This window comes from Microbacterium salsuginis (assembly GCF_012524205.1).
GTDB classification, from domain to species: Bacteria; Actinomycetota; Actinomycetes; order Actinomycetales; family Microbacteriaceae; genus Microbacterium; species Microbacterium salsuginis.
Genome location: NZ_JABACI010000005.1, coordinates 517805 through 532944, shown reverse-complemented (window position 1 = coordinate 532944; position 15140 = coordinate 517805). Strand labels below are relative to the sequence as shown.

Genomic DNA, 15140 nt, shown 5'->3' with positions numbered 1-15140 from the left:
GGCGCGTCCAGTCCGGCTTCGGACGCTCAGCGCGCGGGCGAGAGGCGTGCGATCCAGGCCTCCACCTCGTCGGCGGTGCGCGGAATCGCTGCCGACAGGTTCACCGGGCCGTCCTCGGTCATGAGGATGTCGTCCTCGATGCGCACGCCGATTCCCCGATACTCCTCCGGCACCGTGATGTCATCGATTTGGAAGTACAGGCCCGGCTCGATCGTGAAGACCATGCCGGCCTCGAGCAGGCCGTCGTAGTACATCTCCCGACGGGCCTGCGCGCAGTCGTGCACATCGATGCCCAGGTGATGGCTGGTGCCGTGCACCATATAGCGGCGGTGATGGCCGCCGCGGTCGGCGTCGAGGGCCTCCTCGGCGCTGACCGGCAGCAGACCCCACTCCGCGACGCGCGTCGCGATGACCTGCATCGCCGCCTCGTGCACCGTGCGGAACTTCACTCCCGGCCGCGCCGCGGCGAAGGCCGCGTCGGCGGCCTCGCGCACGGTCTCGTAGATCTTGCGCTGGATGTCGGTGAACCGGCCGCTCACCGGAAGCGTGCGGGTGATATCGGCGGTGTAGAGGCTGTCGACCTCGACTCCGGCGTCGATGAGGATGAGGTCGCCCGGCATGACCGCGCCGTCGTTGCGCGTCCAGTGCAGGTAGCACGCGTGGGGTCCGGACGCCGCGATCGTGTCGTAGCCGACCGCGTTGCCGTCGCTCCGCGCGCGCTGGTGGAAGACGCCCTCGACGACCCGCTCGCCCCGCGCGTGCTCGACGACGGCGGGGAGTCCCGCCACGATGTCGTCGAATCCCCGCGCCGTGACCTCGACGGCGAGCTTCATCTGCTCGACCTCGTACGCGTCCTTGACCAGGCGCAGCTCCGAGACGAAGCGGGTGAGGTCTTCGTCCTCGTCCAGCACGAGATCCCCGTCGCGCGACTCGAAATCGTCGACGTGCGCGGTGGCCAGGCCGAGATCGGCGGCCACGCCCTCGAGCGCCGGGCGAGGGCCGATCCAGAATTCGCCGATCGAGGCATCCGAATAGAACTCGCTGGTGGTGCGATCGGCGCGCTCACGGAAGTACAGCGTGACGACATGCCCGTCGTCCGCCGGCTCGAACACCAGCACGGCGCCGGGTTCGGCGTCGGCGGCCCACGCGGTCAGGTGCGAGAACGCGGAGTGCGCCCGGAAGGGATAGTCGGTGTCGTTGCTGCGCTGCTTCATCTCGCCGGCCGGGATCACCAGGCGCCGGCCCGGAAAGGCGGCCGACACGGCATCGCGTCGTGCAGCGGCGAAGGATGCCTGGGGACGCGCCGACGGCAGGGACTCGGGCCGTTCTGCCCAGCCGGTGGAGATCGTGTCGAGGAACCCCTGCCCGAAGGGCTGGCGACGATTCGTCGTCGTGGAGACGGTCTGGGTCTGCTCGGCGGTCGGCTCGGCGATCGTGTCGCCCGTGGTGCCCGCCGCGGGCTCGGCTGCGCTGCTCATGCGTCAAGTCTGGCACGCTCGTGGCCGGCATGCGGCAGTCGGCCGGGGCCCGGAGGAGCGTCAGCCGGCGGGCTCGTACTGCACGATGAGCGGCCGGTGATCGGATCCCGACCCGTCGAGGGAGCGCAGCACGAGCGAGCCCGACGCCTTCCAGTGGCGCGAGGCCATGATGTGGTCGATCGGCGCCCCCAGCAGAGCGGGCGCCTTGGTCGACCACGTGCCGACAGCACCGTTGCCGGTGTCGACCGCGGCATCGCGGCAGTGGCCGAGCGTGGCATCCCCCTGCCCGAGTCCCGCCATGTGGTCGACCGTGGCGTTGAAGTCGCCCGCCATGATGACGTTCGCGTCGCCGCACTGGTCCGACAGCCACTGCAGGTCGTCGCGCCAGCTCTGCATGTAGCTCGGACGGGGCGCGACCGCATGGACGGCCACGACGATCGGGCCGTCGCCGCTCGTCGGCATCGCGACCGCACTCGGCACGGTCGAGGTGTTGCTCGTGCCGTTGAGCGAGGACTCGATCACGGCGTAGTCGCCGAGGGCGGGGGAGATCAGCAGGGTCGTCGACCCCGCGTCCCACTCGGTCGACGGGTCCTCGGCGTGGTGGGCCCACATGCGGTGACCGAGATCGCGCATCGCGATGGCGACCTTCTCGCCGGTCTCGATCGTCGTCTCGGGAAGTGCGACGATGTCGGCCGCCATCGCCACGGCGATCTTGGCGATCGTCTCGGGCGGTGTCGCGGAGCCGGCCGTGTTCCACGTCATGACCCGCACGCTGCTCTCGGACTTGACCGGCAGCGCGTCGGTGCCGGTGCCGCCGCGCACCATGATCACCGCGGCGTTGGCGACCACGGCGAGGACGGCGACGACCGCCAGCGCGAGGGCCAGACCCCGGATCGGGCGGATGAGCGCCAGCAGCAGCGTGAGAACGAGCGCCGCCACGAAGACGACGACGAGGACGCCGCGGAAGGACACGATCTGGGCGATCGGAAAGGTGCGTTCCAGGCGGAAGAAACCGGGCCACGTCACCACGGCCGCCGCGATCGCGCACAGCACGGTCACGAGGATCCCGAGGAGGCGAAGCACGACGGCGACTCTATGCGAGCAGGCTGAGAGATCGGTCAGCACGGGCCCGCATGTCGCCGCGCTACGCTCGAAGGATGCCGGAAGACTCCCCGCGTGATCGCCACGCGTCGCCGGCGCGACGCGCGGAGGCCCGGCGCACGGCGGCCCGACCGTTCGAGGGGCCGAGCGATCTGCACCTGCACTCGGTGTATTCCGACGGCACCCAGGCCCCCGCTGACGTGATGGCCGCCGCCCACGCGCACGGCGTGCGCACGGCGGCCCTCACCGACCACGACACCACGTCGGGGTGGGCGGAGGCGGCTGAAGCGGCGGCATCCCTCGGCATGACTTTCCTGCCGGGGATGGAGCTGTCGGCCCGACACGAATGGCGCAGCGTCCACGTGCTGGCATACCTGCCCGACCCGGACGACCCCGCGCTGCGGGCGATGACCGACCGGATCCGCTCCTCGCGGCTGGACCGCGCACGGCTGATGGCCGACCGGATCGGCCGGGACTACGACCTCGTGTGGGACGACATCGTCGCCCAGACCGGCGACGGCGCCACCGTGGGTCGTCCCCACATCGCCGATGCGCTCGTCGCACGCGGATTCGTCCGCGATCGCGCCGAGGCCTTCTCGGGCATCCTCAGCCCGGGCGGGGACTACTACGTCGCGCTGTACGCTCCCGACCCTGTCACCGCGGTCGAACTCGTCGTCGCGGCCGGGGGCGTCGCCGTCATCGCCCATCCCGCGGGGCGCGCGGGCCTGCTTCCGACGCCCCTCCTGGAGCGGATGCTGACGGCGGGGCTCGCGGGCTTCGAACTGGGACACCGCGAGAACGTCGAGCCCGGGCTGCGCACGCTGCGCCGGCTCTGCCACGACCGCGACCTGATCGTCACCGGCTCGAGCGACTACCACGGTCTGGGCAAGCCGAACCAGCCCGGAGAGCACACCACGAGCGATGAGATGGTGGAACGCATCGTCGCGCGGGCGACGGGAAACGCCCCCGTCTACCCGTGAGGGCGGACGAGGGCGTTTCGAGACGGATGCCGCAGGCGGGTCTCAGCCGAGAGCCTTGGCCTTCAGCGCGTCGTACTCGGCCTGCGTGATCGTGCCGGCGTCCAGAAGCGACTTCGCCTTGGCGATCTCTTCTGCCGGGCTCGCGCCCGAGCCGCCCGCGACGGACTTGATGTAGGCCTCCTGAGCCTTCTGCACCTGCGACGCCTCGGCGGCCCCGCGCTCGGCCATGCCCCGGCCGCGTGCGATCAGGTAGATCAGCAGCGTCAGGAAGGGCACGAAGATCAGGAAGATGATCCACACGGCCTTCAGCCACCCGTTGAGCTTGTGGTCGCGGAACAGGTCGCCGATGACGGCGAACAGTGCGAACAGGTACGCGATGAAGAAGAACGCCCACAGGAACCACCAGATGATGTCCCAGAACGAGCCCCAGAATCCCTGGTACTCGTAGCTGATGGGCATGACGTCGATGAAACGCACGATCTGCCTTTCGTGAATGCGAGGTGACGGCGCCAGACGCGCCGCATGCGCTCACGATAGCGGCGAACACCCGTCTCGTGGGAGGACGATCTCGCCGCGTGGCGAGATCAGGCGCCGGTGGGCGCCGTGCTCGACGCGCCGGAGCCGCCGCGACGGCGTCGGCGGCGGCGCGGGGCCGGACGTCCGTCGTGGTGCTCCTTGCCGCCGCCGTCATGCGTGCCGGCACCCTCGGCCGCCCGCTCGGCCGGTGCCTGGTCCGACGATCCGGCCGACGCGCCATCGGTGCCGCTCGCGGCATCGGCGCCCTCGACGAAGGTCGACCCGACGCGCTCCGCCGAGTCGCCGCGGCGACGGCGGCGACGGCGCGGAGCCGCCGACCCGGTCGCCTCGACCTCGGCTGCGGCATCCGCGGCGCGCTGCGGCTGCACCCGCACGGCCTGCGTCTTGGGAGCGGTCGCGATGCGGCCCTTCGTCCCGGCGGGGATGTCGAGGTCGGTGTAGAGGTGAGGACTCGACGAGTAGGTCTCGACCGGCTCGGGCTGCCCGAACTCCAGGGCGCGGTTGATGAGAGCCCACTTGTGCAGGTCGTCCCAGTCGACGAATGTCACGGCGATGCCGGTCTTGCCGGCGCGACCGGTGCGGCCGGCGCGGTGCAGGTAGGTCTTCTCGTCATCGGGGATGGTGTGGTTGATGACGTGCGTGACATCGTCGACGTCGATACCGCGGGCGGCGACATCCGTCGCGATGAGCACATCGCGCTTGCCGGCCTTGAACGCCGCCATCGAGCGCTCTCGCGCCTCCTGGCTCATATCGCCGTGCACGGAGGCGGCGTTGAACCCGCGGTCGCTGAGTTCGTCCGAGAGCTTCTGGGCGGCGCGCTTGGTGCGCGTGAAGATCACAGTCTTGCCGCGGCCCTCGGCCTGCAGGATGCGGGCGATGACCTCGTCCTTGTCGAGGGAGTGGGCACGGTAGACGAGGTGCTTGATGTTCGCCTGCGTCAGGCCCTCGTCGGGGTCGGTGGCGCGGATGTGGATGGGGTTCGACATGAATCGGCGTGCGAGGGCGACGATCGGCCCGGGCATCGTCGCCGAGAAGAGCTGCGTGTGACGGATCGGCGAGACCTTCTGGAAGATCTTCTCGATGTCGGCGAGGAAGCCGAGGTCGAGCATCTTGTCGGCCTCGTCCAGCACGACCTCGACCGCCTTCGACAGGTCCAGCAGCCGCTGGTTGTTGAGGTCGATCAGGCGTCCGGGCGTGCCGACGACGATCTGCGCGCCCGCCTTGAGCTGCTCGATCTGGCCCTCGTACGCCTTGCCGCCGTAGATGGCGACGACGCTGGTCGCGCGGCCCGCGGTCAGCATGTCGATGTCTTCGTACACCTGCACGCAGAGCTCACGGGTCGGCACGACGATGAGGGCCTTGACGCCGGGCTCGGGGTCGGGTCCCAGGCGCTGGACGACGGGGATGCCGAAGCCGAACGTCTTGCCCGTTCCTGTCTTGGCCTGACCGATGATGTCCTGACCGGGCAGCCCGAGGGGGATGGTCTGCTCCTGGATCGGGAAGGCATCGACGATGCCCTTGGCGGCGAGGACATCGACGATGTCCTGATCGACGCCGAGATCGGCGAAGGTGGTCACGATGAATTGCCTGTCCGGCAGTGAGATGCTGCCTGAGTCCGTGCCCTGGCGCGGCGCCGTCGGCGGCGCGCGGGCGGGAGATGGAATCCACGCCCTACTCTCAGCCACAGGCGCGGGCGCCCCGATCCGACGCCGGGGCCGGGTCAAGGATACCGGAGGTCCTAGGCTGTCAGCGTGGTGAAGTGGTTCTGGCAGCGGCGCGACACCGGGCGCAAGCTGCAGCTCAGGTCGCGCGACGAGCTCGGCGGCGCGAACCGCGTCGACTTCGAGGAGCTCGCCCCCGACATCCAGACCTTCCTCGGTCAGGCCGCGTATCTGCAGCTCGGCTTCTTCGAGACGCTGAGCGAGCTGATCCAGACCACGCCCGAACTCGGCGAGAAGGAAGCCCTGTCGCGGGCCGCCGGCGCGGCGCTCACCAAGCATGAGGCGCTGGTCGCGCTCATCCGCGAGCGGGGTGCCGAGCCGACGGAGCTGATGCTCCCCTTCCGCGAGCCGCTCGACGCGTTCCGGCACGCGACGCACGGCGTGCGACCGGAGGAGACCATGCTCTCGGTGCACATCACCGCGGGAATGCTCGACGACTTCTACCTCGCGTTGTCGGCGAGCTACGGCGAGACCGGCGACAGGGTCGCCCGCATCCTGCATGCCGACGACGACCGTCAGGCGATCGTGGATCTCATCGGCGAGACCATCGCGAGCGACCCCGAGTGGAAGTCGCTGCTCGCGCTGTGGGGCCGGCGTCTGGTCGGAGACACTCTGCTCATCGCGCGCGGGGCGCTGCGACCGCTGACCCTGGGCGCCGCCGGCCAGGACAAGGTCGAGCCGGTCTTCACCGAGCTGATGGCGGCGCACTCACGGCGGATGGATGCGATGGGTCTCGCGGCCTGAGCGGTTCCCGGCGGAACGGAGATCGGGAGCAGCGGCTCAGACGATCCCGAGGCGCTCCTTCTCGCGGGCGTCGGCCGCCAGACGCACGCGAGTGAGCACGATCACGAGCGGATAGACGACAACGATCGGCACCACGAGCGCGGCGAGCCACGGCCACGGCGTGTCGATGCCGATTCCGGCCCACGTGAGGATCGTCCACGCCAGGCCCGCCGAGATCGCGCCCGCCATCGGCGCGACGACCACGCCGCGCGTCAGTCGCTGGTGCAGCAGGAAATGGATGCCGGTGCCGACGGCGGCGCCGACGATGAAGGCGAGCAGGATCTGCATGGCGGGTGGCTCAGGCGACGAAGCCGACGCGGCGGGACTCTTCGGTGCCGAGCTCGATGTAGGCGAGCGCCGCCGTGGGGACGATGTAGGAGTTGCCCTTCGCGTCGGAGAAGGTGACGTGCGTCGCGTTGGCGTCCAGCGCCGTCGCGATGGACTTCTTGACGTCGGCAGCGGGCTCGTTCGTCTCGAAGTTGAGCTCGCGGCCGGTGTTCGCGATGCCGATGCGGATCTCCACGTGACTGACCTCCTGCGCGGGGCGACGGTGTGCTTGCCGAAAGGCTGAGGGTCCCCGGACGCATGGCAACTCTACGACACCCCGCGAAGGCTCCCGGCCGCCGGGAGAACGCTCTGGGCGAACGGCCGATGTCGGCCTGCCGCGCTACCGTCGAGGTCATGGTGTTACGGCAGGACGAGCGGATTGCCGGGTCTGTCGCGCCTGCCGGCGAGACCGCGCCCGCTGCTGCGGTGGCTGCGGGACTCACGGCGGATCCGGCGCAGCAGAAGGTGCTGGGGCTTCCGGTCGACGCGTCCGGCGTCGTCGTCGGCGCCCCGGGATCGGGCAAGACCGCGACCCTCGTCGCGCGTGTGGCGGCCCTCGTCGAAGCGGGGGTCGACCCCGACGCGATCCTCGTGCTGACCCCGTCCCGGCAGACGGCGACGGCGCTCCGCGATCGGCTGGGGCTGGCGGTGCGGCGCGCGACCTCCGGGCCGCTGGCGCGCTCGGTGGCCTCCTACGCGTTCCAGCTGGTGCGCGCGCACACCGTCGCCACGGAGGCCGAGCCGCCCCAGCTGCTCACCGGGGGAGACGAGGACCAGATCATCCGCGACCTCCTGGAGGGCGACGAAGAGGACGAGGCCGCCGGCGCCGGTCGCTGGCCGGAGTCGCTCGGGGCCGCGATCCGGGGCACCGCCGGGTTCCGGACCGAGGTGCGCACCTTCCTTGCGGAATGCACGACCCTCGGGATCACGCCGCGACGGCTTAAGGCGCTCGGGGAGCGGCATGACAACGCCGCGTGGCGGTCGCTGGCCTCGTTCTTCGCCGAGTACCTGCAGGTGCGCGCCGACATGCGCGGTGCGCACCGCGATGCCGCAGGGCTGGTGCGAGAGGCCGTCGGCCTCCTGAGGACCGCGGCGCGCGGCATCCCCGCCATCGACCGGGTCCAGGTCGTGATCGTGGACGACGCGCAAGAGCTCACCCTCGGCGGCGTGGAGCTTCTCGAGGCGGTGAAGGAGCGCGGCGCGGCCGTCCTGGCCTTCGGCGACCCGGATGTCGGCTCGGGCTCGTTCCGCGGCGCGACGCCCGAGAACTTCGCCCGCCTCGCGACCTCGCTCGGAGCCATCCACGTGCTCGATCGGTCGCACCGCGGCACCGCGTGGCAGCGCGACCTCGTGCGGCGCATCACACAGCGCATCGGCGCCGTCGGGGTCGTCGCCCACCGTGGCGGGTCGGGCGACGCCGAACCGGACGACTCGGTCCGTGCTCTCACGCTGCGCTCGGCGGCAGAGGAGTTCGACGCGATCGCCCGCCTGCTGCGGGAGCGGCACGTCCATGACGGCGTGCCCTGGAATGCGTGCGCAGTGATCGCGCACGACACGCGACAGGTCACCGCGCTCGAGGCCGAACTGGCCGCGCGTGAGGTACCGGCGCGCGCGAGCGGACCCGGCCGGGCGCTGGGCGCGCACCGTCCAGTGAGCGACCTGCTGCGGCTGATCGACCTCGCCGGACGCGAGGAGTGGACCTTCGAGGACGTCGAGGGCGCACTGCTGGGCACGTACGGGCGCCTGGACCCGATAGAGCTGCGACGCCTGCGATCGACGCTGCGCCACACCGAGCTGCGACGCCTGCAGGAACCCGGAACGGATGCCGTCGCCGAGCGCTCCGGCCGCGAGCTGGTGCTGTCGGCCATGCGCCAGCCGCTGGAGTTCGACCTGCTCGACACGCGGGAGGCCCGCCGCGCCGCGGCCTTGTCTCGCACCCTCGCGGCGCTGCGCGAGGAGCTCGAACGGGGCGCGACGGCGCACGAGCTGCTGTGGACGGCATGGGACCGCAGCGGACTCGAACGCGTGTGGGCCGAGCTGGCCCGTGGCCGCGGACCCCTCGCGGAGCAGGCCGGCCGCGACCTGGACGCGCTCGTCGCGCTCTTCCAGGCGGCGAAGCGCTTCGTCGAGCGCTCCCTCGACGCCGACCCGCGGGTCTTCGTCCGCGGCATCCTCGACAGTGGTGTCGCCGAGGACAGGCTCGATGCGCCGGTTCGCGATGACGCGGTGCGCATCCTCACCCCGGCGGGGGCCCTCGGGCTCGAGTTCGACACCGTCATCGTCGCCGGCGTGCAGGACGGCGTCTGGCCGAACACCCGGCTGCGCGGCAGCCTCCTCGATACCTGGCGGCTGGCGGATGCCGCCACACGGGCCGATTCCGAGGCCGCCGGCGTCCTCGACCGGCGCCGCGCCGCGATGCATGACGAGCTGCGGTTGCTCGCTCGGGCGCTGTCGCGGGCGAGCGCGCGGGTCGTGGTGACCGCCGTGGACGACGACGACACCGGGCCGAGTGTGTTCTTCGAACTGCTTCCCGACCCGGAGCGCTACGCGCTGGATCACCCGCTCACCCTGCGCGGACTCGTGTCCCGCCACCGGCGCGCGCTGACCGAAGCCGGTCCTCGTGCCGCGCGCGACCGCGCGGCGGGTCAGCTCGCGCTGCTCGCGGACGCGGGCGTCGCGGGAGCAGCGCCCCGCGAGTGGTACGGCGTGATGGCGCCGACCTCGACGGGTCCGCTTCGCGACCTGTCTCGTGAAGACGTGCGGGTCTCGCCGTCGCGGCTCCACGCGCTCGAGGAATGCGAGCTGAACTGGGTCATCGGCGACCTCGGCGGCGATCCCGGCAGCACGACAGCGGGACTGGGCACCATCATCCACGCCGCACTGGAACACGCCGAGGGCACGGACGAGGCGAGTCTGTGGGCACAGGTCGAATCCCGCTGGGGGGAGCTGTCGTTCGAGGCGGCGTGGCGCGATCGCGCTGAGCAGACCAGGGCTCGCGATCTCGTACGGCGCCTGCACCTGTATCTGCACCGCTTCGAGCAGTCCGGAGGCGTGCTGATCGGCGCCGAGCCCCATTTCGAGGTGCCGATCCCGATCGAGGACGCCGAGCCGGGCGAACACGGCGTGGTGCTGTCGGGGTACATCGACCGGGTCGAGCTCACACCCGACGGGACCGTCGTGATCATGGACCTCAAGACCGGCAAGCGGGAGCCGCAGACCGATGCCAAGGTGATCGACAATCCGCAGCTCGGCGCCTATCAGCTGGCGTTCGAAGCCGGAGCCATTCCCGCGGCTGCGGGACATCCGGCAGGCGGGGCCAAGCTCCTGGTGCTGCGGCCGACCGCGACCAGGGCGGACTATGCGACGCCGTGGCAGCCGCCGTTCGACGACGAGCGCCGCGATGCGTTCCTCACGCGCATCCGCACCGCGGTCACGGTCATGCGCGGGACGACGTTCACCGCACCCTATGAGGAGCACTGCCGCGACGAACATGCGTACGGTCTTTGCCGCATCCACACGATCGGCGCGGTGAGCGCCTCATGAGCGGTGCCGTCCCACCCGTGCTGTCCGCGCGGGTCATCGCCGCCGCGCTCGGACAGTTCCCGCCGACCGAGGAGCAGACGGCCGTCATCGAAGCACCTCTCGAACCGGCGCTCGTCGTGGCCGGCGCCGGGAGCGGCAAGACCGAGACGATGGCCTCGCGCGTCGTGTGGCTGGTCGCGAACGGATTGGTGCGGCGCGACGAGGTGCTCGGACTGACGTTCACGCGCAAGGCCGCCGGCGAGCTCGCGGAGCGGATCCAGAAGCGTCTGACCCGGCTCGCCGAATTCGAGCGTCGCGGCCTGCTGCCGTTCCTGCCCGGGCTGGCGGACGCCGGCCGGCTGGCCGTGTTCGGCGAGCTCGAACGAGCGGGCGGCGACGGCGCACGTGCCACGTCCGCTCGTCTCGAGGCGATGGACGCCCTGGTGCGCTCCGTGGCGGCAGTGCCACAGGACGTCGACGACGACGCATTGCTGCACAGGCCGACCGTCGCGACCTACAACAGCTTCGCCGACCAGATCGTGCGCGAGCACGCGGTGCGGATCGGGAGGGATGCGGAAGCCGCCGTCCTGTCGGAATCCGCCGCCTGGCTGCTGATGCGCCGCGTCGTCTTCGCCTCGGACGATCCACGGCTGGAGGAGCGCGGCGAGGCCGTGCGCAGCATCGTGGACGCGGCACTGCGCATCGCGCGGGACGGTGTCGACAACCTGGTCGACTTCGACGTGCTTGCCGCCTTCCCGGAGCAGTTCCGCACAGTGCTCGACCTGCCGTCCACCCGGAAGGGCACGACGGTCTATGCCGATGTCACCGAGGCCGCCGACAAAGTCGGCGCGCTCGCACTCCTGTCCGACCTCGCTCGTGAATACTCAGCGGAGAAGCGGCGCCTGGGCGTGATCGATTTCTCCGACCAGGTCGCCGGTGCGCTCGAGGTCGTCGCCGGCCATCCCGCGGTCGCCGAGGAGCTGCGTGCCCGGTATCGCGTCATCCTGCTCGACGAGTATCAGGACACCTCGGTGGTGCAGACCGATCTGCTGGCACGGCTGTTCGCCGACATGGGCGTGATGGCCGTGGGCGACCCGCACCAGGCGATCTACGGCTGGCGTGGGGCCAGCGCGGGCAATCTGGGCGGATTCGCCGCCGCGTTCTCGCCGGGTCGGGTGTGCGCCCGGTACGCGCTGCTGACGAGCTGGCGCAACAGCGCGGCCGTCCTCACCGCGGCCAACGCCGTGCTCGCACCGCTGGCGCCGTCGGCCAGCGTGCCGGTGCAGGAGCTGAGGGCACGACCCGGCGCCCCGGCGGGCGCGGTCGAGCTCGCCTTCGACGCCGACCTCGACGCTGAGGCCGAGCGGGTCGCCGCGTGGTTCGAGGGTGTGCGCGCACACCGCGCGAGCGGCGGCCTGGCGACGACGGGAGCGGTCCTGTTCCGCAGCAAGAAGCACATGGTGCGGTTCGGCGACGCGCTGGGCCGGCGTGGCATCCCTCATCGCATCCTCGGTCTCGGCGGTCTGCTGTCGACGCCCGAAGTGGTCGATGTCGTCTGCGCACTGCGCGTGATCAGCGACCCTTCAGCCGGCTCCTCGCTGATCCGCCTCCTGTCGGGGCCGCGATGGGCGATCGGGCTGCCCGATCTTCGAGAGCTCGCCGCGCTGGCACGCCGCATCGCGCGACACGACGCCGCGCTGCAGCCGCTGTCGCCAGAGGTCGTCGAGCGCATCCGCGGCAGCGCCGGCGATGACGACGGCTCCCTGGTGGACGCGCTGGACTTCGTCCTGCGCCACCCGCCCGAGCACGGCTGGCTCAGCGGGTTCACCGCGGAGGCGCGCGAGCGTCTGCGTGAGGCGGCATCGGTGTTCGCGGGGCTGCGCCAGGCGGTCGGGATGCCGATTCCCGAACTGGTGCGGCTGGTGGAGCTGGAGCTGCGGCTGGACGTCGAGCTGGCCGCGAACGAAGCACGCGGCCCCGCGCGCATCGCGTCCGCGCAGCTGCGGGCCTTCGTCGACGAGGTCCACGCGTTCCTGGCAGCCGACGAGACCGGCTCGCTCTCGAGCCTGCTGGCCTGGCTCGACCACGCCGAGCAGCTCGACGAGTTCGCTCCCCGCACCGAGCCGCCCGAGGACGACGTGGTGCAGCTGCTCACCATCCACGGGTCGAAGGGACTCGAGTGGGATGCCGTGGCGGTCGTCCGGCTGGTGAAGGACGAGCTGCCGAGCGCCCCCCGTGACACGAAGGCCTGGCTCGGCTTCGGCGTGCTGCCGTTCACGTTCCGCGGGGACGCGCCGTGGCTCCCCGCTCTGGCGTGGCGATCCGCCCAGACGCAGCAGGAGCTCAAGGCGGCACTGGACGCGTTCGTCGAGGCCAATCGCGCCCGTCAGCTCGAAGAGGACCGTCGCCTGGCCTACGTGGCCGTCACACGTGCCCGTGACCATCTGCTGCTGACGGGGTCCAGTTGGTCGGGCACCAAGCGTCCGCGTGCCCGCAGCACGTTCTACGTCGAGATCGCCGACGCACTGGGCGTACCCCTGTCGCCCGATGAGCCGGGGGAGGACCCATACCAGGGCGAACGCCGCACGCTGCAATGGCCGATCGATCCTCTCGGCGCGCGGAGGGAAGCGGTGCAGACCGCCGCGGCCGCGGTCGAGGCCGCGATGGCCGCGCCACGGCACGAGCTGGATCGGCACGCGGCGCTGCTGCTCGCCGAGCGCGAGGCCCGCCGCGGGGACCCGGTGCGGCGCGCACCCACGCGCATCGCCGCATCCCGCTACAAGGAGTACGCCGGCGACCTCGAGGGAACCCTCGCCCGGCTCTCTCGCCCGCTGCCGGAGCGCCCCTTCCGGCAGACCCGGCTCGGAACGCTGTTCCACGCGTGGGTCGAGCAGCGCTCCGGCCGCTCGGGCCTGGGCGGATCACTCGACGACGCCCTGTGGGAGACCGACGACGATGCCCCGGGTACCGAGGCGTCGGCCGAGGATGGGGCGGCGCTCGCCGTGCTCCGCGAGCGTTTCCTCGCGTCGGAGTGGGCTTCGCTGCGGCCCGTCGAGGTGGAGACCGAAATCGACTTCACGACGGTGGGCCCTGATGGGCTGCCCCACATCGTCATCTGCAAGCTCGACGCGGTGTACCACCGCGAAGACCGCGGCGGGCGGATCGAGATCGTGGACTGGAAGACGGGGGCTGCTCCGCGTACTCCCGCTGAGAAGGACGAACGGATGCTGCAGCTCGAGCTGTACCGTCAGGCCTACCACGCCAAGCACGGGGTTCCGCTCGACGAGATCGACGTCGCGCTCTTCTACGTGGGTGAGGATCTCATCCTGCGCGCGTGACCTCGCCGGCTCAGTCGGCCATCCAGCGCCGCAACGCCGCCTCGGAGGCGCGCTCGGCGTCGGCGACGGCGTCACCGTCATCCTGACGGGTCGCTGCGGGAGGAACCGGGAGGACGATCGGTGCCGTCGACACCTCGTCGTGGGCGGCCGCGGTCGCTTCGTCCCGCGGGGCGTCGTCCGGCGCCACCTCGCTCGTGGCCTCCGCGTGATGGCCGTCGTCCTCGCTCGTCGCGTCGGAGTCGTCCTCGTGCTCATCCGCCAGCCACTGGGCGAGTTCCTCGGGGTCGTACGCGTCGGTGTGCATCGAGGTGTCCACAGAAGACGGGGTCGCGTCCGGTGTGCGATCCAGCAGGGCGATGGCGTCGTCCACACCGAGCGCGGCATCCGTCGCGAACTGCTCGCCGGCAACGCCCGCGGCCAGCGCCTCCAGCAGCTCGATGGCGTCGGCGATGATGTCGTCGCGGCCGGAGTCATGACCGTGCACGAGCCATTTCGCGAACTCGAGCTCGGCGTAGAGCCGGGCACGCTCACGAGCCCGCGCGTCGGGTGCGCGCCCGCTGTGCGAGACATACGCGGCGTAGACGTCGTCGGCCGCCGCGGGTGCGGATGCCAGCCACTGCAGATCGGTCGCCGGGTCGCCGATGGACAGGCCATGCCACTCCAGCAGGCCGGTCACTGTGGGGACGCCCTCGAGATCTTCGAACAGGAAGGACGCCGCGCCCGCACCGCCGAGCACGACCGTCGACTCGAAGCGCCACATCTCATCGGCGTCGACCGCGCGCCGCCACCGCGATTCGAGCCCGGTCGGAAGGCGGCGGGTGGCAACTGCACGGTCGATGAGCCGTTCCACATCGGCGCGCACCTGCGCCGTCGTGCGGGCGGGGAGCCCTTCGGCGCGGACGACCGAGGCGGGCAGCGCATGCAGAGCGGCCAGCGCACCGCCCAGCGACGTGGCGGCGCCGCGCCCGGGAGGCAGGTGTGCCGCGTCCACCCGGTAGCCCGGCAGGAAGTCCACCACGACGACGCGCGAGTCGCCGAGTCCCGCCTCGCCCAGCAGCTCCGGCGCGCGGAACGGAAGCAGCCCGCGGACTCCGGGCGTGAGGGCGCGCAGTGCGCGGACCTCGGCTGCGAGCTCCGCGCCGGCTGCCGCCTCTGCGGGTGCGCGGACGACCACTCGGCGTCCGTCGTCCAATTCGGCCACGGCGGAGTCGTAGCGGCCGGTCGCGCCTTCGGTCAGCGCGCCGACTCCGACGACGCCGACCCTGGGCAGTGCCGACGTGATGGACGCGGCTAGAGTGAGGGGTGAGCGTGCCATGTGCCCAGGGTAGGTCGGGCATGCTCGTCCGCCCCCGC

At 71.5% G+C, this 15140-nt stretch carries 11 protein-coding genes; 4 read left to right on the top strand and 7 right to left on the bottom strand.

Going from position 1 to position 15140, the window contains the following annotated elements; translation table 11 throughout:
- Nucleotides 1-26: 26 nt before the first annotated feature.
- Together HF576_RS18585 and HF576_RS18580 are read right to left on the bottom strand one after the other, a co-directional pair.
- A complete protein-coding gene (locus tag HF576_RS18585) occupies nucleotides 27-1478 on the bottom strand; it encodes an aminopeptidase P family protein (RefSeq protein WP_168914297.1) in 1452 nt (483 codons plus the stop codon).
- 60 nt (nucleotides 1479-1538) lie between these two features.
- On the bottom strand, nucleotides 1539-2561 hold the full coding sequence (locus HF576_RS18580) for an endonuclease/exonuclease/phosphatase family protein (RefSeq protein ID WP_168914296.1): 1023 nt from the start codon (nucleotides 2559-2561) through the stop codon (nucleotides 1539-1541).
- Between the two features lie 74 nt (nucleotides 2562-2635).
- Between HF576_RS18580 and HF576_RS18575 the strand changes: the two genes are divergently transcribed.
- The gene (locus tag HF576_RS18575; protein WP_168914295.1) at nucleotides 2636-3559 is read left to right on the top strand and encodes a PHP domain-containing protein; all 924 of its coding nucleotides are present in this window, start codon (nucleotides 2636-2638) and stop codon (nucleotides 3557-3559) included.
- A 42-nt stretch (nucleotides 3560-3601) separates the two neighbouring features.
- Here HF576_RS18575 and HF576_RS18570 read toward each other — a convergent pair whose 3' ends face one another.
- Together HF576_RS18570 and HF576_RS18565 are read right to left on the bottom strand one after the other, a co-directional pair.
- The gene (locus tag HF576_RS18570) at nucleotides 3602-4036 is read right to left on the bottom strand and encodes an SHOCT domain-containing protein (protein WP_343234347.1); all 435 of its coding nucleotides are present in this window, start codon (nucleotides 4034-4036) and stop codon (nucleotides 3602-3604) included.
- Between the two features lie 107 nt (nucleotides 4037-4143).
- On the bottom strand, nucleotides 4144-5673 hold the full coding sequence (locus HF576_RS18565; RefSeq protein ID WP_168914294.1) for a DEAD/DEAH box helicase: 1530 nt from the start codon (nucleotides 5671-5673) through the stop codon (nucleotides 4144-4146).
- A 174-nt stretch (nucleotides 5674-5847) separates the two neighbouring features.
- Between HF576_RS18565 and HF576_RS18560 the strand changes: the two genes are divergently transcribed.
- Nucleotides 5848-6561, top strand: a complete 714-nt coding sequence (locus HF576_RS18560) for a ferritin-like fold-containing protein (RefSeq protein WP_168914293.1) — start codon at nucleotides 5848-5850, stop codon at nucleotides 6559-6561.
- Between the two features lie 36 nt (nucleotides 6562-6597).
- Here HF576_RS18560 and HF576_RS18555 read toward each other — a convergent pair whose 3' ends face one another.
- On the bottom strand, nucleotides 6598-6888 hold the full coding sequence (locus tag HF576_RS18555) for a hypothetical protein (RefSeq protein WP_168914292.1): 291 nt from the start codon (nucleotides 6886-6888) through the stop codon (nucleotides 6598-6600).
- A gap of 10 nt (nucleotides 6889-6898) precedes the next feature.
- Nucleotides 6899-7123 carry a DUF3107 family protein gene (locus HF576_RS18550; protein WP_168914291.1) on the bottom strand — a complete coding sequence of 75 codons (225 nt, stop codon included), beginning with the start codon at nucleotides 7121-7123 and terminating at the stop codon, nucleotides 6899-6901.
- 158 nt (nucleotides 7124-7281) lie between these two features.
- On the opposite strand from HF576_RS18550, the gene HF576_RS18545 reads away from it, so the two are divergent.
- Nucleotides 7282-10470 carry an ATP-dependent helicase gene (locus tag HF576_RS18545; RefSeq protein WP_168914290.1) on the top strand — a complete coding sequence of 1063 codons (3189 nt, stop codon included), beginning with the start codon at nucleotides 7282-7284 and terminating at the stop codon, nucleotides 10468-10470.
- Nucleotides 10467-13787 carry an ATP-dependent DNA helicase gene (locus HF576_RS18540; protein WP_168914289.1) on the top strand — a complete coding sequence of 1107 codons (3321 nt, stop codon included), beginning with the start codon at nucleotides 10467-10469 and terminating at the stop codon, nucleotides 13785-13787. The genes HF576_RS18545 and HF576_RS18540 overlap by 4 nt, the downstream gene beginning before the upstream one ends.
- A 10-nt stretch (nucleotides 13788-13797) precedes the next feature.
- On the opposite strand, the gene HF576_RS18535 is transcribed toward HF576_RS18540, so the two are convergent.
- A complete protein-coding gene (locus HF576_RS18535; RefSeq protein WP_168914288.1) occupies nucleotides 13798-15102 on the bottom strand; it encodes a protein kinase family protein in 1305 nt (434 codons plus the stop codon).
- Nucleotides 15103-15140 lie beyond the last annotated feature (38 nt).